The organism is Stenotrophomonas hibiscicola ATCC 19867, from assembly GCF_000382065.1.
Lineage (GTDB): Bacteria > Pseudomonadota > Gammaproteobacteria > Xanthomonadales > Xanthomonadaceae > Stenotrophomonas > Stenotrophomonas hibiscicola.
Map to the genome: position 1 here is coordinate 38,287 of NZ_KB907503.1, position 19,564 is coordinate 57,850.

General features: G+C 66.9%; 19 protein-coding genes. 9 read left to right on the forward strand and 10 right to left on the reverse strand.

Features of this window, described 5'->3' with window-relative positions:
- From G370_RS1000000121100 to G370_RS0116085, 6 genes are all read right to left on the reverse strand, one after another.
- Nucleotides 1-2,040, reverse strand: coding sequence for an acyltransferase family protein (locus G370_RS1000000121100; protein WP_195670310.1), 2,040 nt, complete (start codon nucleotides 2,038-2,040; stop codon nucleotides 1-3).
- A gap of 77 nt (nucleotides 2,041-2,117) precedes the next feature.
- Nucleotides 2,118-3,593, reverse strand: coding sequence for an anthranilate synthase component I (gene trpE / locus G370_RS0116065; protein WP_014648670.1), 1,476 nt, complete (start codon nucleotides 3,591-3,593; stop codon nucleotides 2,118-2,120).
- Between the two features lie 309 nt (nucleotides 3,594-3,902).
- Nucleotides 3,903-4,832 (reverse strand): lipid kinase YegS, encoded by a 930-nt coding sequence (gene yegS / locus G370_RS0116070; protein ID WP_019661512.1) that lies wholly within the window; start codon nucleotides 4,830-4,832, stop codon nucleotides 3,903-3,905.
- Between the two features lie 223 nt (nucleotides 4,833-5,055).
- Complete coding sequence (locus G370_RS0116075; protein WP_026347198.1) at nucleotides 5,056-5,538, reverse strand: GNAT family N-acetyltransferase; 483 nt, start codon at nucleotides 5,536-5,538, stop codon at nucleotides 5,056-5,058.
- 12 nt (nucleotides 5,539-5,550) lie between these two features.
- Nucleotides 5,551-6,228, reverse strand: coding sequence for a ribulose-phosphate 3-epimerase (gene rpe, locus G370_RS0116080; protein ID WP_019661514.1), 678 nt, complete (start codon nucleotides 6,226-6,228; stop codon nucleotides 5,551-5,553).
- A 57-nt stretch (nucleotides 6,229-6,285) separates the two neighbouring features.
- Nucleotides 6,286-6,615: a J domain-containing protein gene (locus G370_RS0116085; RefSeq protein WP_008265098.1), complete on the reverse strand. Its 330-nt coding sequence runs from the start codon at nucleotides 6,613-6,615 to the stop codon at nucleotides 6,286-6,288.
- Nucleotides 6,616-6,756: 141 nt separating this feature from the next.
- Here G370_RS0116085 and G370_RS0116090 point away from each other — a divergent pair, with 141 nt between their 5' ends.
- The 8 genes from G370_RS0116090 (at nucleotide 6,757) to G370_RS0116125 (ending at nucleotide 14,560) form a co-directional block, all read left to right on the forward strand.
- Nucleotides 6,757-7,683: a phosphoribosylaminoimidazolesuccinocarboxamide synthase gene (locus G370_RS0116090; protein WP_019661515.1), complete on the forward strand. Its 927-nt coding sequence runs from the start codon at nucleotides 6,757-6,759 to the stop codon at nucleotides 7,681-7,683.
- 135 nt (nucleotides 7,684-7,818) lie between these two features.
- A complete protein-coding gene (locus G370_RS0116095) occupies nucleotides 7,819-8,304 on the forward strand; it encodes an Mpo1 family 2-hydroxy fatty acid dioxygenase (RefSeq protein WP_010482667.1) in 486 nt (161 codons plus the stop codon).
- Between the two features lie 333 nt (nucleotides 8,305-8,637).
- A complete protein-coding gene (locus G370_RS0116100; protein ID WP_019661516.1) occupies nucleotides 8,638-11,466 on the forward strand; it encodes a monovalent cation/H+ antiporter subunit A in 2,829 nt (942 codons plus the stop codon).
- Complete coding sequence (locus G370_RS0116105) at nucleotides 11,466-11,858, forward strand: Na+/H+ antiporter subunit C (protein WP_019661517.1); 393 nt, start codon at nucleotides 11,466-11,468, stop codon at nucleotides 11,856-11,858. The genes G370_RS0116100 and G370_RS0116105 overlap by 1 nt, the downstream gene beginning before the upstream one ends.
- Nucleotides 11,855-13,390 (forward strand): monovalent cation/H+ antiporter subunit D, encoded by a 1,536-nt coding sequence (locus G370_RS0116110; RefSeq protein ID WP_019661518.1) that lies wholly within the window; start codon nucleotides 11,855-11,857, stop codon nucleotides 13,388-13,390. The genes G370_RS0116105 and G370_RS0116110 overlap by 4 nt, the downstream gene beginning before the upstream one ends.
- Nucleotides 13,387-13,893 carry a Na+/H+ antiporter subunit E gene (locus G370_RS0116115; protein WP_019661519.1) on the forward strand — a complete coding sequence of 169 codons (507 nt, stop codon included), beginning with the start codon at nucleotides 13,387-13,389 and terminating at the stop codon, nucleotides 13,891-13,893. Before G370_RS0116110 ends, G370_RS0116115 begins: the two co-directional genes overlap by 4 nt.
- The gene (locus G370_RS0116120) at nucleotides 13,890-14,174 is read left to right on the forward strand and encodes a K+/H+ antiporter subunit F (protein ID WP_005411334.1); all 285 of its coding nucleotides are present in this window, start codon (nucleotides 13,890-13,892) and stop codon (nucleotides 14,172-14,174) included. Before G370_RS0116115 ends, G370_RS0116120 begins: the two co-directional genes overlap by 4 nt.
- Complete coding sequence (locus tag G370_RS0116125) at nucleotides 14,171-14,560, forward strand: Na+/H+ antiporter subunit G (protein WP_019661520.1); 390 nt, start codon at nucleotides 14,171-14,173, stop codon at nucleotides 14,558-14,560. The genes G370_RS0116120 and G370_RS0116125 overlap by 4 nt, the downstream gene beginning before the upstream one ends.
- Nucleotides 14,561-14,643: 83 nt before the next feature.
- On the opposite strand, the gene G370_RS0116130 is transcribed toward G370_RS0116125, so the two are convergent.
- Entirely contained in the window at nucleotides 14,644-15,609 is a 966-nt protein-coding gene (locus G370_RS0116130) for a sodium:calcium antiporter (RefSeq protein WP_019661521.1), read from the reverse strand.
- A 72-nt stretch (nucleotides 15,610-15,681) separates the two neighbouring features.
- Nucleotides 15,682-16,338 carry a hypothetical protein gene (locus G370_RS0116135; RefSeq protein WP_019661522.1) on the reverse strand — a complete coding sequence of 219 codons (657 nt, stop codon included), beginning with the start codon at nucleotides 16,336-16,338 and terminating at the stop codon, nucleotides 15,682-15,684.
- Nucleotides 16,339-16,463: 125 nt separating this feature from the next.
- Here G370_RS0116135 and G370_RS0116140 point away from each other — a divergent pair, with 125 nt between their 5' ends.
- A complete protein-coding gene (locus tag G370_RS0116140) occupies nucleotides 16,464-17,003 on the forward strand; it encodes a hypothetical protein (protein ID WP_019661523.1) in 540 nt (179 codons plus the stop codon).
- Nucleotides 17,004-17,051: 48 nt separating this feature from the next.
- On the opposite strand, the gene hmgA is transcribed toward G370_RS0116140, so the two are convergent.
- Nucleotides 17,052-18,359, reverse strand: a complete 1,308-nt coding sequence (hmgA, locus tag G370_RS0116145) for a homogentisate 1,2-dioxygenase (RefSeq protein WP_019661524.1) — start codon at nucleotides 18,357-18,359, stop codon at nucleotides 17,052-17,054.
- Between the two features lie 85 nt (nucleotides 18,360-18,444).
- On the reverse strand, nucleotides 18,445-19,557 hold the full coding sequence (gene hppD / locus G370_RS0116150; RefSeq protein ID WP_019661525.1) for a 4-hydroxyphenylpyruvate dioxygenase: 1,113 nt from the start codon (nucleotides 19,555-19,557) through the stop codon (nucleotides 18,445-18,447).
- Between the last annotated feature and the right edge of the window lie 7 nt (nucleotides 19,558-19,564).

A 19,564-nucleotide genomic window follows, 5' to 3' on the forward strand; every position in this document is an offset into this window, starting at 1 on the left:
CTACTCCTCACTGGAAACGGGCTCAGGCAGGCCGGCAGCAACCAGGTCGGCGGCATGCCGCTTGGCCAGCCGCTGGCCCAGGAAGCGCGCGTAGCCTAGGGACAGGTGATGCTGGTCGTAGAAGGCCGGCTCGCCGTTGGCCTCCATCACGCAGCCCTCCATAGCATTGCCGCCGCACAGCAATTCGTACTTGCTGATGTAGAGGTACGGCAGCGACTTCACCTGCGGAATGGTCGACTTGGCGCGCTCATCCGGGTTGAAGTAATTCACCAGGTCCGGGCGTTTGCATGCATCGAAGCTTCCGTAGCGGTTGTACAGCGACGCGCAGTCGGAGGTGGTTTGCAGGAAGGAGCCGATCGCGATGATCTTCAACTGCGGGTTGCGCGTCTTCAAGATCTCGAGGATCCGCCACAGGTCGGCGGCAACAGGGTCAAATCCCTGGTGCGTGTTGTAGACAATCACGTCCAGCGCCTGCACCAAGCGTTCATCGTCCAGCGCCGCGAAGCGGGTATCGCATGCCAGTTCCGGCGTGGGCGATGCAATGCGGCCCCGCTCCAGCACCACCTTGCAGTCGTTGACGGTACCGAAATTGACCAGGTTCACGCGGCGGTCTCGCCCGTAGATCTGCGCGAAGGCGTTGAAGCCGTCGGGCTCATGCGAGTTGCCGAACAGCAGCACCTGCACCGGCCGATCCATGGGGCAGCGCGCTGGATCCCGCAGCGACTGCACATTGCAGGCTGCGGCAAGGCCTTCGAATCGGCGCCCCTTGCCGGCCTCGATGTCGGCGGCCCCCAGCGGCTGGAACACCGACACTTCGGCGCGTGCCGCTGCATGCTGGACGGGGGCGCTGGCCGCCGTGCCCGGCCCGACCATGCCAGGGGTAAAGTACTGGTAGCGCCAAACCATGCCGTTGGATGCCAGCACCGCCACGCCCAGCGCACAGCAGAACAGCGAGGCGGCCAGCGTGCGGCCCACCAGCGCCCCCTTGGGCGCGGCCGGATCGACATAGCGGAATCGCACTTCCACCCAATGATGCAGCGCCACGGCCGTCACCAGGGACATCACCACCATCAGACTGAACTGTACCGCCCACGACCAGTGCGGCATGAACTGGGTGACGAATACCACTACCGGCCAATGGGTCAGGTACAGCGAGTAGCTGATCTTGCCGAACCAGACCGCCAGGGGATTGGCCAGCAGCAACGTGGTCGCACGGGAGCGGCTCGATGCGATGACCAGCAGCGCGCCCACGCACGGCGCAATGGCGTTGGTGTACGGGAATACGTCGCCTTCCACCAGGGTGGCGATCGAATACACGATCAGGGCAGCGCCGACGGCAAACATGCCTTCGTGGAGCCAGCGCGATGCCGGCAGCCGCGCGGCGATGAAGCAGCCGGCTGCGCCGATGGCGAACTCGAACACACGGAAGTGCGGCAGGAAGAAGAGATCCGAAGCAAAACCCACGCTCTGCCTGGCCACCACCAGGTGGTTGGCAAGGAAACTGGCTGCTGCTGCGGCGACGATGCCCCAGGCGATACCGCGGCGGCCGCCGAACCGGTAGCAGAGGAACAGGAACGCAGGCCACACCAGGTAGAACTGCTCCTCCACGCTCAGCGACCAGGTGTGCAGCAGGGGCTTAGTCTGCGAGGCCGCATCGAAGTAGCCGCTTTCCGACCAGAAAAGCAGGTTGGATACCGACAGCGCCGAGGCCAACAAAGACTTGCCGTACGCGACCAGATCGGCTGGCGTAAGGCTGAGCACGGCCAGGACCGTGGTAGCCAGCAGGGTGGCGATCAGTGCGGGCAGGATGCGCCGGACCCGACGCGTGTAGAAGTTGGCGAAGCGGAAACCACCGGTCTCCACCAGCTCACCTCGGATGATGGAGGTGATCAGAAAGCCGCTGATCACGAAGAAGATGTCGACGCCGACATAGCCACCGCCGAGCCCAGGCACCCCGAAGTGGAAGAGCAGGACCGCGAGCACCGCGACGCAGCGCAGTCCATCAATGTGCGGCATATACCGGGAGGTGGCGCTTTTCATGATCTGCAAGAACCCATTCAAGTGGGCGCGGCGCATCCCTTGCACCGCGCGACGGACAGCCTTCGACAATGGGAAGGTTACAGGCCCTTGGCGGCCTGGGCGACGGCGCGGAACAGCGCGCGGCCCTTGTTCATCGTCTCATCCCATTCCTTGTCCGGGTCCGAGTCGTAGACGATGCCGGCGCCGGCCTGCACGTACAGGCGGCCGTCCTTGATCACCGCGGTGCGGATCGCGATCGCGGTATCGGCATCGCCGTGCCAGCCGATGTAGCCGATGCTGCCGGCGTAGACATTGCGCTTGATCGGTTCCAGCTCGCGGATCACTTCCAGCGCGCGGATCTTCGGCGCGCCGCTGACCGTGCCGGCCGGGAAGGTGGCACGCAGCACGTCGGCATAGCTCAGGCCCGGCTGCAGCTGCCCGGTCACTTCGCTGACGATGTGCATCACGTGGCTGTAGCGTTCGATCACGAACTGCTCGCCCACCTCCACGGTACCTGCCTTCGAGACGCGGCCGGCATCGTTGCGGCCCAGGTCAATCAGCATCAGATGCTCGGCGCGTTCCTTCGGATCGGCCAGCAGCTCGGCTTCCAGCGCCAGGTCCAGCTCGGGCGTGGCGCCACGCGGGCGGGTGCCGGCGATCGGGCGCACGGTGACTTCGCCGTCCTGAAGGCGTACCAGGATTTCCGGCGATGAACCGACCACCTGCAGGTCGCCGACATCCAGGAAGTACATGTACGGCGACGGGTTCAGTGCACGCAGCGCGCGGTACACATCCACCGGGCGCGCCTTGAACGGCACGCTCAGGCGCTGGCTGAGCACCACCTGGAAGATGTCACCGGCGCGGATGTATTCCTTGCTGCGCTGGACCGCATCGACGAAGCCTTCGCGGGTGAAGCCGGAGACGAAGTCGGACTCGTCCAGCACGTCGCTGTTGAGCGGTGCGGGATAACCGGCGCCGGGCGCGCGCAGCTTGGCAGTCAGCGCATCCAGGCGTGCCTGGGCCTGCTCGAAGGCGCCCTCGACCCGTGGGTCGGCGTGCACGATCAGGTACAGCCGGCCCTTGAGATTGTCGAACACCGCCAGCTCGTTGGAATCCAGCAGCAGGATGTCCGGCGTGCCCAGCTCATCGCGGCCGGCCGGCGGGGCCAGGCGTGGTTCGATGTAGCCGATGCACTCGAAGCCGAACCAGCCGACCAGGCCACCGGTGAAGCCCGGCAGGCCTTCCAGCTTCGGCACCGAGTGGGCGCTGCGCAGCGCCTCGACTTCGGCGAACGGGTCGGCCACCTCGCGGGTGTCCACCACCTGGCCGTCTTCGCGCACAGTCAGCGTGTGGCCATGGAAGGCGTACACGCGACGCGCCGGCAGGCCGATGATCGAGTAACGACCAAAGCGCTCGCCGCCTTCGACGGATTCAAACAGGTAGGTATTGGGGCCGTCGGCGAGCTTCAGATAGACCGAAAGCGGCGTGTCCAGGTCGGACAGCACTTCACGGACGACGGGAATGTGGGTGTGGCCTTCAGCGGCCTGCTGCTGAAACTGAGCGTGCGAGTTCAAGACGACTTTCCTTCCGGGACACAGCGTTATGGGGGCGGACGACGGCAACGGGCCACCATCGCCACCAACGGCGTGCGGAAGAAAGGGTATGCGGGGTCGTCAGGCTGGACACCCCCTGACTGTATCGCAGCCGGGGCGGGAGGGGAACCCTGGGAAACTGAACCACGGGAAAGCACAGGGCTCATGGCGGGGACCGGTGGGGGACCGGCGCGGGAACCGGTAGAGTCGACAGTTAGTCGACTGCTCTTCGTCCCGACGGTAAAACCGGCGCTACACGCGTAAGTCGACTAACAGTCGACTCTACCCCGCCTACCCCGCCAGCAACGGGCAACCGACCGGCAGGTGCATGCGCACCCTGCCCGGCACGCACGCGATGCGGAACTGGCGGGCCTGGACTGGTTCGCCGTCCAGGTTGAGGGTCAACGGGCGCTCGGACTCCACCTGCAGCCACGGCAGCCGCGCACGCGTGGCCAGCTGTTCCAGCGCCGCCTGGGTGCCCGACTTCAGCATCTGGCCGAGCGTGGCGGTGACCTCACCCTCCAGTTCCGGAAGCACGGTGACATCCAGCAGCCCATCGTCGATCACGGCCTGCGGGCACAACTGCTGGCCACCGCCGGCCTGCCGGCCATTGCCGATGCCCAGGGCGATGAAGTCGCCTTCCCACGCGAAATCCGGGCCGGACAGCCGCGCGGTGATCGGCTCGATGCGGCCCAGCTTGGCGATGCCGGTGATCACATAGGCCAGCCCGCCCAGCATCTTCTTCAGGCCGGCATCGGTCTCCACCGTCACCTGCGTGCCGAAGCCACCGCTGGCGAGATTGGCGCACCACCATTGCGTGCCATCGGCGTCCACGCGCAACAGGTCAATGGCGTGCGGCGTCGCCTGCCCGATCAAGGCGAAGGCCTCCTTCGGCTCAGTGGGAATGCCGGCAGCAGTCGCGAAATCGTTGGCGGTCCCCATCGGAATCAGCGCCAGCGAGGGCAGCGCATCTGCCGGCTCCTCACGATGTGCCAGTGTCTCGGCCACCGCACTGAGCGTGCCATCGCCACCGGCGGCCACGATCACGTCCACGCCATGATCGATCGCCTCGGCCACGTAGCGTTCGGCGTCACCGTCTTCCCAGGTCACCCGCACTTCCAGCTGCACGCCCTGTCCGCGCCAATGGCCGACGGCGTCGCGCAACTCATCGTTGCCGGCGGATTTGCCGTTGAGGATCAGGCGCCAGCGCGGGGTGGTCATGCAGAGCTTCCAGGGATGCGGTGGCACAGGCTAGCAATGCGCTGTTTGCCCGCGGTGAATGTCACGCAGATGTCATTCAGCTGCTGGAGAATGGAAGGCCATAGCAGGGACGACGGATGGAGGCAGGATCAGCCTCCCACGCATGCAGCGAGGCCACGCCAGTGATTGGCGTGGCTTTTTTTTGCCGGCCGTAGATCCACGCCATGCGTGGATGCATTTCACGTCAACCGTTGGCGAAATCGTGCAGCGCCTGGCCCTGCAGCCGGTACACGGTCCACTCGTCCTGCGGCTTTGCGCCGGCGGCGGTGTAGAACTCGATGGCCGGGGTGTTCCAGTCCAGCACCGACCATTCGAAACGACCGCAGCCTTCGGCCACGGCCTGGCGGGCGATGTACTTCAGCAGTGCCTTGCCGGCGCCGCCGCCGCGCTTCTCCGGGCTGATGTACAGGTCTTCCAGGTAGATGCCCTTGCGGCCCAGCCAGGTGGAGTAGTTGTAGAAATACACCGCATAGCCGATGGCCTCACCGTCGGCTTCGCAGATCAACGCGCGGGCAGTCGCATCGGCACCGAACAGGCTTTCGGCAATACCGATCTCATCGGTCTGCACCGAATGCTCGGCCTTCTCGTAGATGGCCAGTTCGCGGATGAAGCGCAGGATCAGGCCAGCGTCGGCCACGGTGGCCGGGCGGATGTTCAACACGGCCACCGTACCCATGGCTCAGCCCCTTGCCGCAGCAACGTTCGCGCGCATCTGCGCGATCACGTCCTGGTAGCTGGTCCTGGCGTTGAAGATGGCCGAACCGGCAACGAAGGTGTCAGCGCCGGCGGCGGCGATCTCACCGATGTTGTCGGCTTTCACGCCACCGTCGATCTCCAGGCGGATGTCCTTGCCGCTGGCATCGATCATCTTGCGCACCACCTTCAGCTTGTCCAGCGCCGAGGGGATGAAGGCCTGGCCGCCGAAGCCCGGGTTGACCGACATCAGCAGCACCAGGTCCAGGTCATCCAGCACCCAGTCGAGGATGTCCACCGGGGTGGCCGGATTGAGCACGATGCCCGGCTTGCAGCCCAGCGAGCGGATCAGCTGGATGGTGCGGTGCACGTGGCGGCTCGCCTCCGGATGGAAGCTGATGTAGGTGGCACCGGCCTCGGCGAAGTCCGGGATGATGCGGTCCACCGGCTCGACCATCAGGTGCACGTCGATCGGCGCGGTCACGCCGTGCTTGCGCAGCGCCTGGCAGACCATCGGGCCGATGGTCAGGTTCGGCACGTAGTGGTTGTCCATCACGTCGAAGTGGACCCAGTCCGCGCCGGCGGCGAGGACGTTGTCGACTTCCTCGCCGAGACGGGCGAAGTTGGCAGAGAGAATGGACGGGGCGATGAGGCAGTTGGACATGGCCGGGGCCTTCGGAACGGGGAAAGGATTCTCCCGCCCGCAGGCGGGACTGTCGGATCAGCGCTTGCGCAGGGTCTTGATGCGGTCGTAGGCGGCATTGATCCGCCGCGACTTCTGCTCGGCCTGCTGCTGCAGCTCGGGGGCGGCGCCGCCAAGCTTGTCGGGGTGGTACTGCGAGATCAGCTTTCGGTAGGCGCGCTCGATCTCGGCATCGGTGGCCTCGGAGGTCAGCCCCAGCTCCCGGTACGGGTTCTCCTTGTTCAGGCGGAACCAGTCCGAATCAAAGGCATGGCCGATCAACAGGCCGACTACCGCGCCAAACAGCGGATTGGGCCGGAACAGCAGGGCCCCGGCGATGAAACCGAGCAGTTTTCCGTACCAGCGCATGGCGCCCCAGGGTCGACCGGCGAAATGGATGCTCATTTTACGTCACAGCGGGCCCGGACCGCTTTACACTAGGCCGCCCGCTGGTCAGCGGGCCCGCCGGGTCCGCTGGGCAGCCGTATCGACAACGCCCCAGGAGTGCCCGTGCCAACCACGCTGTTGCAATCCGATCTCCCCGGCCTGCCCTTGCGCCATCGCGGCAAGGTGCGTGATGTGTTCGATATCCCGCGCGAGCGGCTGCCTGCAGGGACCCCGCCGGGCGACTACCTGCTGATGGTGGCCACCGATCGCCTGTCGGCGTTCGACGTGGTCCTGCCCGACCCGATCCCGGGCAAGGGCGAGATGCTCTGCCAGGTCTCCAACTTCTGGTTCGCCAAGACCGCGCACCTGATGCCCAACCACCTGACCGGCATCGACGTGGCCAGCGTGCTGCCCGAAGGCGTGGACCCCGCCCTGTATGCCAAGCGCGCGGTGGTCACCCGCAAGCTGAAGCCGGTGCCGGTGGAAGCGATCGCCCGCGGCTACCTGATCGGCAGCGGCTGGAAGGATTACCAGCGCACCGGCAAGGTCAGCGGCATCGATCTGCCCGACGGCCTGCGCCAGGCCGAGCAGCTGCCCGAGCCGATCTTCACCCCCTCGACCAAGGCCGCCGTCGGCGACCACGACGAGAACATCGATTTCGACGCGATGGTGAAGCAGGTCGGTGCGGACCTGGCCGAGCGCGTGCGCGACGCCACCCTGCGCATCTACAAGTTCGCCGCCGATTACGCCCGCGAACGCGGCATCCTCCTGGCCGACACCAAGTTCGAGTTCGGTACCGACGCCGATGGCCGCCTGTACATCATGGACGAGATGCTGACGCCGGATTCCTCGCGTTACTGGCCGGCCGACGAGTACGAAGTGGGCACCAGCCCGCCGAGCTACGACAAGCAGTTCGTGCGCGATTACCTGGAGACGCTGGACTGGGGCAAGACCGCCCCGGGCCCGAGCATCCCGGCCGAGATCATCGAGCGCACCCGCGCCAAGTACGCCGAGGCGCTGCAGCGCCTGGCCGGGATCAGCGTCGACTGATCCGCCTGCGCCCCCGGCCCGCCGGGGGCGTTTCATTTTGGTGGTAGTGCCGGCCGCTGGCCGGCAACCTCGGCGAATCCGCAGCCAGACATGGCCTGGCTCTACTGTCGGCCCTGGCGGGAGTATGCTGGCCGCATGCAGACATCCACCGAGCTTGCGCGGCCGATCGACCGCTATTTCGCCAGCTACTCCGACGACCACCGCAATGTGATCAACCAGCGCATCCACGTGGTGGCGGTCCCGGCGATCCTGTGGTCGGTGGTGGCCCTGCTGTGGTGCCTGCCGCCGCTGATCACCTGGTTCCAGTACGGCATCTGGTCGGCGTTCGCGATGTTCAGCGCCTGGTGCTTCTACAACAAGCTGTCGCGCCCGCTGGGCATCGGCATGCTCATCCAGTTCTTCGTGTTCGGCTGCCTGTGCCGCCTGCTGGAAGCCGAAATCGGCCTGCAGGCCCTGCGCTGGCTGGCGGTGGGCGTGTTCGTGGTGGCCTGGATCGCGCAGTTCATCGGCCACACGTTCGAGGGCCGCAAGCCCAGCTTCCTGACCGACCTGACCTACCTGCTGATCGGCCCGGCCTGGGTGATGGCCAAGTTCTACCGCAAGCTCGACTGGCGCTACTGACCTGCCCAGGGCCGACGGCGCACCTCGTTTCCTGAACGGGCAGATCCCGTCACCCGCACTCCACGACGGCCCTGCCAGCCTGCGCCGGTGATCCGCTCCCCACTTCCCGCCCGTCGACGGCAGCCCCTGTGCGACAGGGCCTGCGGTCTCCCTGCGTGGGCGTAGGGCGTCCCCCGAGGGCAAGCGAGGAGAACACGCAGGAACGCGATGTTGCGTCGCAGAAAATATGAATCAGCGGACGTTACATGCAATTGATCGCTGTTCGATGGGTTTCAGCGACATTTCGCAGCCTGTTATTCTCCCTGACCTGCTCGTGAATCATGGATTCCCTGCATGCTCCCCAGCCTGCCCCTGCTGCTGGCCCTGCCGTTCCTGATGGCAGCGGCTGTTGCGGCCTTCCCCCGTAGTTCGCGCTCGACTGCTGCCTGGCTGGCGGCGCTGGCGCCGTTGGGCGGGCTGGCCATCCTCGGCTGGCTGACCCCGGCGGTGCTCGATGGCCAGGTGGTTCGCACCCTGGTGCCCTGGCTGCCACAGATCGGCCTGGACTTCACCCTGCGCCTGGACGGGCTGGCGTGGATGTTCGCCGGGCTGGTACTGGGCATCGGCGCGCTGGTGGTGCTGTACGCGCGCTACTACCTGAGCCAGCAGGACAACGCGCACCGCTTCTACTGCTACCTGCTGCTGTTCATGGGCGCCATGCTGGGCATGGTGCTGTCGGGCAACCTGCTGTTGCTGATGATCTTCTGGGAAATGACCAGCATCAGTTCGTTCCTGCTGATCGGCTTCTGGTCGCACCGCCAGGACGCCCGCGAAGGCGCACGCATGGCGCTGGTGATCACCGGTGGCGGTGGCCTGGCCCTGCTCGGTGGCGTGCTGCTGATCGGCCGCATCGTCGGCAGCTTCGACCTGGACGTGGTGCTGGCCGCTGGCGAGCAGATCCGCGCCAGCGCGCTGTACCCCTACGCCCTGTTCCTGGTACTGGCCGGCATCTTCACCAAGAGCGCGCAGTTCCCGTTCCACTTCTGGCTGCCGCACGCGATGGCGGCGCCGACCCCGGTCTCGGCGTACCTGCACTCGGCCACCATGGTAAAGGCCGGCGTGTTCCTGCTGGCGCGGCTGCATCCGGCACTGGCCGGCAGCGACCTGTTCTTCTACACGGTCAGCGGCATCGGCGCACTGACCCTGCTGATCGGCGCCTGGAATGCGATCTTCCAGCATGACCTGAAGGGCCTGCTGGCGTACTCGACCATTTCCCACCTGGGCCTGATCACCCTGCTGTTCGGCCTGTCCACGCCGATGGCGGTGGTGGCCGGCGTGTTCCACATCCTCAACCACGCCACCTTCAAGGCCTCGCTGTTCATGGCCGCCGGCATCATCGACCACGAAACCGGCACCCGTGACATGCGCAAGCTCGGAGGCCTGCGCAGGCTGATGCCGTTCACCAGCGCGCTGGCGATCATCGCCTCGCTGGCGATGGCTGGCATCCCCCTGCTCAATGGCTTCCTGTCCAAGGAAATGCTGTTCGCCGAAGCGATCACGGCCGGCGGCCCGGGCATCATGCGCACGGCGGTGTCGATCGCCGCGTTGCTGGCTGGCGTATTCGGGGTGGCGTACAGCCTGCGCTTCGTGCACGACACCTTCTTCGGCCCCGGCCCGCAGGACCTGGACCGCGTGCCGCATGAACCGCCGCGCTGGATGAAGGTGCCGGTGGAACTGCTGGTGGTGATCTGCGTGGCGGTGGGCGTGGCACCGGCACTGACCGTAGCGCCGGTGCTGCACGCCGCTGCGGCCTCGATCCTCGGCGACGCCATGCCCGAGTACAGCCTGGCGGTATGGCACGGCTTCAACCTGCCGCTGGCGATGAGCGCGATCGGCGTGATCGGCGGCGTGGCGCTGTACTTCGGCCTGCGCAAGCTGATCAACCTGCACGCCGTGACCAACGTCAGCACTGGCCGCAATGTGTTCCATGCGCAGCTGGACGCGATCTCCGCGCTGGCCATGCGCCTGACCAACGGCATCGCCAATGGCAGCCTGCAGCGCATGCTGCTGGGCCTGGTGCTGGTGGCCATCACCGTGGCCGCCGCGCCCTACATCGCCAACCCGGCCTCGCCGAACTGGACCGCGCCGCAGCCGATCCCGCTGCTGGGCTGGGCGCTGTGGCTGGTGATGATGGCCTGCGCCGTTGCCACCCTGCGCATCTACAAGCAGCGCCTGCTGGCAGTGCTGCTGGTCGGCGGCGTCGGCCTGATGGTGGCGCTGACCTTCGTGTTCCTGTCCGCACCCGACCTGGCCCTGACCCAGCTGCTGGTGGAGATGGTCACCCTGGTGCTGATGCTGCTGGGCATGAACTACCTGCCGGCGCAGTCCGGGCCGGAACGTCCGCGCTGGCGCAAGCGCCGCGATGCGGTGATCGCGATCATCGCCGGCGCCGGCCTGGGTGCGCTGGCCTATTCGGCGATGACCCTGCCGCCGAACACCATGGCCGGCGAACTGCTCGCCCGTGCGTTGCCCGAGGCCTATGGCCAGAACGTGGTCAACGTGATCCTGGTCGACTTCCGCGGCTTCGATACCTTCGGCGAGATCACCGTGTTCGGCATCGCCGCGCTGGTGGTGCATGCCCTGCTGCGGCGCACGCGGATGGCACCGGAGCAGATCATGCCCGGCCCTCCGATCAAGCTGCCGGTACCAGCCGACCTGGCCCAGATCATGTTCCCGCTGACCCTGACCGTATCGATCTTCCTGTTCCTGCGCGGCCACAACGCGCCGGGCGGTGGCTTCATCGCCGGCCTGGTGCTGGCGGTGCCGCTGCTGATCCAGTACGTGATCCAGGGCACCGCGTCGGTGGAGTCGCGCTTCGGCTTCGACTACATCCGCTGCATCGGCATGGGCCTGCTGATCGCCCTGCTCAGCGGCTGCGCCTCGATGCTGTTCGGCGTGCCGTTCCTGACCAGTGGCCACCTCGACCTGCACCTGCCGCTGATCGGCGACGTGCCGCTGGCCAGTGCGATCGGTTTCGACATCGGCGTCTACCTGGTGGTGTTCGGCGGCGCCATGCTGATGCTGTCGATGATGGGCACGATCAAGCCGTCGCGTACCCGCACCGCCCGCAAGGGCGAGATCGACCTGCAACGCCGTTCGGCACGTACCGGGGAGATGCACTGATGGAACTGGCCCTGGCCACCGCGATCGGCGTGCTGACCGCCATCGGCATCTACCTGCTGCTGCGTGCGCGCAGCTTCGATGTGATCCTCGGCATGACCTTCCTGTCCTACGCCACCAACCTGCTGATCTTCGCCGGTGGCCGCGTGGTGCTGGGCAAGGCGCCGGTGCTGCAGGAGGGCGTGGACAGCCACCTCGGCAACTACACCGATCCGCTGCCACAGGCGCTGGTACTGACCGCGATCGTGATCGCCTTCGCGATGACCGCAGTCAGCATCGTGCTGGCCATGCGCAGCCGCAGCGACAACCACAGCGACCATGTGGACGCCCACGAGCCCGACGATGACCTGCACGATGAGCGCGTGCCGCCGCGCCAGGGCGAGGACCGCGCATGAACCACCTGGTGATCCTGCCGATCCTGATTCCCCTGCTGGGCGCTGCGCTGTCGCTGTTCGTCGAACACCGTCGCTACGGCCCGAGGGTGCAGCGCGCGGTGGCCTGGACCGCGCTGTCGGCGCTGGCGCTGGCGGTGGGCCTGCTGTTTGCCAGCACGGCCAGCGGTGACATCAACGTCTACCTGCTGGGCGACTGGCCGTCGCGGCTGGGCATCGCGCTGGTGGCCGACCGGCTGTCGGCGTGGATGCTGCTGACCACCCTGCTGCTGGCCATTCCCAGCCTGCTGCACGCCTGCTCGGGCTGGGACCGCCGCGCACCGCACTTCCATGCGCTGTTCCAGTTCCAGCTGGTCGGCCTCAACGGTGCGTTCCTGACCGGCGACATCTTCAACCTGTTCGTGTTCTTCGAGGTGATGCTGATCGCCTCCTACGGCCTGCTGCTCAGCGGTGGCCGCGGCCTGCGCATGCGCATCGGCCTGCACTACGTGGTGTTCAACGTCACCGCCTCGACCCTGTTCCTGATCGCGCTGGGCCTGCTGTACGCCACGCTGGGTTCGCTGAACATGGCCGAGCTGTCGCAGCGCATCGCGCAGGTGCCGCCGGCACAGCTGACCCTGGTGAAGGCGACGATGGGCCTGTTGCTGCTGGTGTTCTGCGCCAAGGCCGCGCTGATGCCGCTGTACCTGTGGCTGCCGGAAGCCTATTCGCGTGCGCCAGCAGCGGTGGCTGCGCTGTTCGCGATCATGACCAAGGTCGGCCTGTACTCGGTGCTGCGCATCCAGATGCTGTGGTTCGGCGATGACGCAGGCGCGATGGCCGGCTATGGCCGCGACTGGCTGCTGTGGGCCGGCGTGGCGACGCTGGTGCTCGGTGGCCTGGGTGCACTGGCCGCGACCCGCCTGCGCGTCCTGATCTCGTACCTGGTGATCGTGTCGGCGGCCACGCTGTTCATCGCCTTCTCGGTGGGCACGCCGCAGGTACTCTCGGCGGGCCTGTACTACCTGCCGCACAGCAGCTTCGTCGCCGCCGCGCTGTTCCTGATCGCCGACCTGATCCGCCGTCGTCGCGGCGGTGCCAGCGACCGCAAGGAAGTGGTGGCACCGATGCCGGGCAAGGAAACCCCAGCGGTGCTGTTCCTGATCGGGGCAGTGTCGGTGGCCGGCCTGCCGCCACTGTCCGGCTTCCTGGCCAAGGCCGCGCTGCTGGCCGGCATGCCGGCGCAGTACACCGGGCCGGTGTGGTCCGCCGTGCTGGTCAGCAGCCTGCTGGTGATCATGGGCCTGACCCGCGGCGGCATCCGCCTGTTCTGGCGCGTGCCGCCGGTCGATCCAGAAGCACCGAAGCCGCGCAAGGCTCCCCTGCGCCGGGTAGAACTCTACGCCGCCTGCCTGCTGCTGGCCTACGGCATCGGCATGACCCTGGCCGCGGCACCGTTGATGCGCTACACCGACGCCACCGCCGCACAGCTGCTGCACCCCAGCGAGTACGTGCAGCAGCTGCGCGCGACCACGCCGGAGATCCGCCAGCCATGACCGCCCAGCGCTCCCTGTTCCGTCGCCTGATCCCCTCGCCGATGCTCAGCATCATGGTGGTGGCGTTCTGGCTGCTGATGTCCGACAGCTTCACCCTCGGCCAGATCGTGCTGGGGCTGGTGCTGGGCGTGGTGGTTCCGCTGTTCGCCGCGCGCCTGGACCGCGAGTTCGCGCGCATCGGCACCCTGCGGCCGCTGCCCAGACTGGTGTGCGTGACCCTGTTGGACATCCTGATGTCCAACATCCGCGTCGCCCTGCAGGTGCTGGGCCCGGAAAAGAACATCCACCCGGGCTTCATCTGGCTGCCGCTGGACATCGCCAACATCCACGGCATCGCCGCGCTGACCAGCATGATCACCCTGACCCCGGGCACGGTCTCGGCCGCGCTCAGCGACGACCGCAAGTTCCTGCTGGTGCATGTGCTGCACCTGGAGGATCCACAGGACCTGATCGATACGATCAAGCGCCGTTACGAGGCGCCGTTGATGGAGATCTTCCCATGACCGGTTTTGAAGTCATCCAGACCACCCTGGTGGTGTGCATGCACGTGGTCGGCCTGGCCATGCTGCTGGCCACCTGGCGCCTGCTGCGCGGGCCGACCGTGCCCGACCGCATCCTCGCACTGGACACCCTGTCGGTGACCGCGATCGCCGAGCTGATGCTGTTCGGCATGTACCTCAATTCACCGATCTACTTCGAGGCGGCGTTGATCATCGCCATGCTCGGCTTCGGCAGCACCGTGGTGCTGAGCAAGTTCGTGCTGCGCCGGGACATCGTCGAATGATCACTGCCATCCAGATCGGCCTGTCGATCCTGCTGCTGTTCGGCTGCTTCTTCATCCTGGTGGGCGCACTGGGCCTGGTGAAGCTGTCGACCTTCTTCAAGCGCCTGCACGCGCCGACCAAGGCCAGCACGCTGGGCGTGGGCTGCGTGCTGGTGTGCTCGGTCTGCTACCACATCTTCCTCGGCCAGGACCCGCAGCCGCGCGAGCTGCTGATCACCGTGTTCCTGTTCATCACCGCACCGATCAGCGCGCACATGATGGCCAAGGCCGCGCTGTCGCTGCTGATGGAGACCCGCCCCACCCTGCCGGGCAACGAACGTGCCGCCGAGGAGCAGCTGCCACCGCCGGAACCGGTGCGGGAAGAAGAAATCACGCAGAACCGGTAGAACCGGCCGCTGGCCGGCAATGTGACGCCCGGTAGGTGCCGACCGCTGGTCGGCACGAACAGCAGCCGAGCATGGGCTCGGCTCTACAGCGCCGGTGCGCCGACCAGCAGCAGTTCCAGCACGAACCAGCCGACAAACGCGACCAGCAGGATCACACCTTCGCCGCGGCTGATCTTCAGGTCGCCACGCAGCATCGGGTACAGCACCAGCGCGAACGCCAGCAGCGCCGGCAGTTCCAGGCGTACGAACGAGGCCGGCAGCGCCAGCGGCTGCAGCACGGCCATCGCACCGATCACCAGGAGCAGGTTGACCACGCTGGAACCCAGCACGTGGCCCAGCACCATGTCGCCATGCCCGCGACGCGCGGCGGCGATGGCGGTGGCCACCTCCGGCAGTGCGGTACCGATCGCCACCGGCAGCAGGCCGACCAGCAGCGGCGTCCAACCCAGGGCGACGCCAAAGTCGGCGGCGGCGCCCACCACCAGGCGCGCGCCCCAGTACAGCGTCAACGCGGCAATCAGCACGCGCAGCACGTTCAACGGCAGGCTGGTGCGGCTCAGTGCGGACTCGGCGATGGCCACCTGCACCTCCGCGCTCTCGCTGCGACCACGGCGCAGCAGCAGCACCTGCACCACGATGAAGCCGGCCAGCAGTATGCCGCCCTCCCAACGTGCCAGGCCGCCATCAAGCCCGAACAGGATCAGCAGCACACCTGCCGCCAGCAGCGACCACCACAGCACCGTCTGCAGGCGCGCGCGCAGCAGCAGGGGCGCAGCCATGGCCGCCACGGCCAGGGTCAGGCCCAGGTTGGTGATGCTGCTGCCGACCGCATTGCCCAGCGCCAGTTCTGGCTGGCCCACCGCCAGCGCGCACGCGTTGACTGCCAGCTCCGGCAACGAGGTGGCCACCCCGAGCAGCAGCAGCCCGGCAGTGAATGGGCTGGCCCCGAAACGCTGGGCCAGGCCGGACACGGCCTTGACGATGGAGTCCCCGCCCAGCGCCAGCAGCAGCAGGCCGAGCAGGAACCAGGCAATGGCAATGGCGATCATCGAGCACTCCCCAGCAGTGGTGCCGCGATTCTACGCGTGGCCCGAGCGCATGGCTCGGCGGTGGATCAAGGATCAGCCACAGCCTTCGGCGTAATCGACCTGTGGGGTCTTGCCGACGCGCCAGGCACTGACCCGACCATCAGCGCCGAGCGCGAAGTCGATGACCGCACCACCCTCCTGCGCCGGGCGCACGCGCAGGTGCTGGGCCTTCTCGTCGTACTTGTCAGGGCCGACATCGGCCCGCTCCGGGTACAGCACCTGCAGCTCACCCAGGGTCATGCCGACCTTGCCGCCGCCTGGTGCGGTGATGGCGGCGCTGCGCACGTCGTAGCGCACCAGCTTGCGGCCTTCGATCATCAGGCGCGGCTCTTCGGCATCCTGCGGGCGCAGGAAGTAGCAGCCGTCGTTGCTGTCGTCAGCCGGCAGCGGCTTGCCGGCCGCATCGGCGCCCAGACCCTGCAGCGGCGTGCCGAAGCCACTGCGGACCTCGGCGATGCCAGCGCCCAGCGCGGCGCCGCCGAAGCCATCCAGGCGCGCGGGACTGTCCTCGCGACGGTCATTGGCTGGACGGGCGGCCAGGTCGGGATCCGTCGACTGCGCAGGCCCGGTCGCCGAGGCGGTTTCCGCCGGGGTGTCGCTGCCGCTACCGGCCGCCCCCTGCTTGTCGGGGCCCGCACTGCAGGCGGCGAGCGAAAGGAGCAACAGACCAGCAATCGGGAGGTGCTTCATCGGTGCGGTTCCCTGGCACGAAGATGGCTGCACGCTAACCCATCCGGTGTGCAGGCGCTGCATTGTCATCGCGGTTTCATCGCCCTCGTTCAGGCTCGGCGAGCACCGATCTGGCCGTCCCTTCCATGCAACCGCGCAAGACCGATCTCGCCCGAACCGCGCTGCAGGCCCACCGCGCGCCGCTGGACATGCGCCAGCGCCGGCTGCTGATCCTGTGCGACGGCCAGCGTACCGTCGCCGACCTGACCGGTCTGCTTGGACAGGATGCGCCGGCGATGGTCATCCAGCTGGTGCAGGCGGGCTATCTGGCGACCGGCACGGCAACGGCGGCGGCACCCCCTCACGCCGCTGCCGAACCGGCCAATGCGGCGCTGGTGAAGGTGCCAACGAACGCCAGCGCCACGCCGGTCGAACGTCGCCGTTCGCTGGTGGCAGCGCGCATCTACCTGCTGGGTATCCTGGAAATGCAGCGGCATCCGCAGGCAGCGGCGCTGTTCCGCGATCTGCAGCAGGCGCGTGCGGAGGATGAGGTGCTGCAGCGGCTGCAGTCGGCGATGCAGCTGCTGCCCGCGCTGACTTCGGATGGCTATTGCCAGCGCGTGCGCCAGCGCCTGCTGGAGGCGTTGCCGCTGGAGCATTGCGACGCCTTCGCCGAGGTGGCGTAAGCGCAGGTTCCGGCGCATCGTGCCGACCAACGGTCGGCACCCACCACGCTAGCGGGACGACCGGAAGTTGTTGCGCAGGCCGTTCCAGCACTGCTGGTAATCGCCCTGGCGGTGGCCGGCGGCCAGTGCCTGTGCGGTCGGGCGGATCACCGCGCGGGTCTCGAACATGAAGGCCATCGTGTCCTTGATGACATCGGCCTTGGAAAGGTCGGCATTGGACGCCTTGTCGAAGGTCGGTGCATCCGGGCCGTGGCCGCTCATGCAGTTGTGCAGCGACGCGCCGCCCGGCACGAAGCCTTCGGCCTTGGCATCGTAGGCGCCATGCACCAGGCCCATGAACTCGCTGGCGATGTTGCGGTGGAACCACGGCGGACGGAAGGTGTTCTGCGCCACCAGCCAGCGCGGCGGGAAGATCGCGAAGTCCATGTTGCTGGTGCCCGGGGTGTCGCTGGGCGAATGCAGCACCAGGAAGATCGACGGATCCGGGTGGTCGTAGCTGATCGAACCGATGGTGTTGAAGCGACGCAGGTCGTAGCGGTACGGCGCGTAATTGCCGTGCCAGGCCACCACGTCCAGCGGCGAATGGTCGATCGGTGCACGCCACAGGCGGCCTTCGAACTTGGCGATCAGTTCGAAGTCGCCATCCACATCCTCGAACGCCGCATGCGGGGTCTCGAAGTCGCGCGGATTGGCCAGGCCGTTGGAACCGATCGGACCCAGGTCGGGCAGCTTCAACAGCGCACCGTAGTTCTCGCAGATGTAGCCACGGCTCGGGCCATCGGGCAGTTCAACGCGGAAGCGCACGCCGCGCGGGATCACCGCGATCTGCTGCGGCTCGATCTCGATCACGCCCAGCTCGGTCAGCAGGCGCAGCGCGCCCAGCTGCGGCACGATCAGCAGCTCGCCGTCGGCGTCGTAGAAGTAGCGGCCGACCATGTCGCGGTTGGCAGCGTACAGGTGGATGCCCACGCCGGCATGCGCATCGGGCGAGCCGTTGCCACCCATCGTGTACAGGCCTTCGACAAAATCTGTCGGCAGCTCCGGCAGCGGCAGCGGACTCCAGCGCAGCTGGTTCGGCGAGGCCGGCTGTGCGCCGAAATCACAGTGCAGCTGCGACTGCGCGAACGGAGTGAACTCGCCATGGGTCACCGCCGGGCGGATCCGGTACAGCCAGCTGCGGCGGTTGCTGCCGCGCGGCGCAGTGAAGGCGGTGCCGGTCAACTGTTCGGCGTACAGGCCGTGGGCCACCTTCTGCGGTGAGTTCTGTCCGACCGGCAGCGCGCCGGCGACTGCCTCGGTGGCGAATTCGTTGCCGAAGCCGGACTGGTAGCCGCGGGCGGTGATGGCGGGGGACATGGGAACTCCAGAGATTGCCGGCCAGCGGCCGGCACTACCATTCGGACAGGCAATGTCGACCGGAAGCCGACATTGCCTGCAGACCTTACAGCACGCCGCGGCGGATCTGGTCGCGCTCGATGCTCTCGAACAGCGCGGTGAAGTTGCCTTCGCCGAAGCCTTCGTTGCCCTTGCGCTGGATGATCTCGAAGAAGATCGGGCCGATGCAGTTCTGGGTGAAGATCTGCAGCAGCTTGCGCTGGTGGGTTTCCGGATCGGCATCGATCAGGATCTTGTTCTTGGCCAGGCGCGGCACGTCTTCACCGTGGTTCGGCACGCGCTGGTCGATCACCTCGAAGTAGGTCTCCGGCGTATCCAGGAAGTCCACGCCCTGCGCGCGCATTGCTTCGACGGTCTCGTAGATGTTCTCGGTGAAGCAGGCGATGTGCTGGATGCCCTCGCCCTTGTACGCGTCCAGGTACTCGTTGATCTGGCTCTTCGGGTCCGAAGATTCGTTCAGCGGAATGCGCACGATGCCATCGGGCGCGGTCATCGCCTTGGACACCAGGCCGGTCTTCAGGCCCTTGATGTCGAAGTAGCGGATCTCGCGGAAGTTGAACAGGCGCTCGTAGTAGTCCGACCACTGCTGCATGTTGCCGAAGTACAGGTTGTGGGTCAGGTGGTCGATGAAGGTCAGGCCGAAGCCGACCGGATGCAGGTCGGCCCCTGCGATCGGCTCGTAGTCGCCATCGTAGATGCTGCCGGCGCTGCCATAGCGGTCAACCAGGTACAGCATGCAGTCGCCGATGCCCTTGATGACCGGCGCGCTGACCGCCTTGCTGTCCGGCTTGAAGGCGATGGCTTCGGCGCCGTTGCCCAGCGCGGTCTGGTAGACCTCCTGGCCCGGCTTCTTGAAGCGGATGGCGAAGCCGCACGCGCACGGACCGTGCTTCTCGGCGAAGTCGGCGGCGAACGAATCGGGGTCTTCATTGACCAGGAAGTTGACGTCGCCCTGGCGATAGACGGTAATCGGACGCTGCTTGTGCTTGAGCACCGCGCTGAAGCCCATCTTCCGGAAGTACTCGTGCAGCTCCTGGCCACGGCCGGCCGGGGCGGCGAATTCGACGAACTCGAAGCCGTCGATGCCCATCGGGTTCTCGAAGGTGGTGACCTGCATGCCGGGGTTGGGGTGCGAGGCGGTCGGGACTGCGGTATTCATGGCGTGG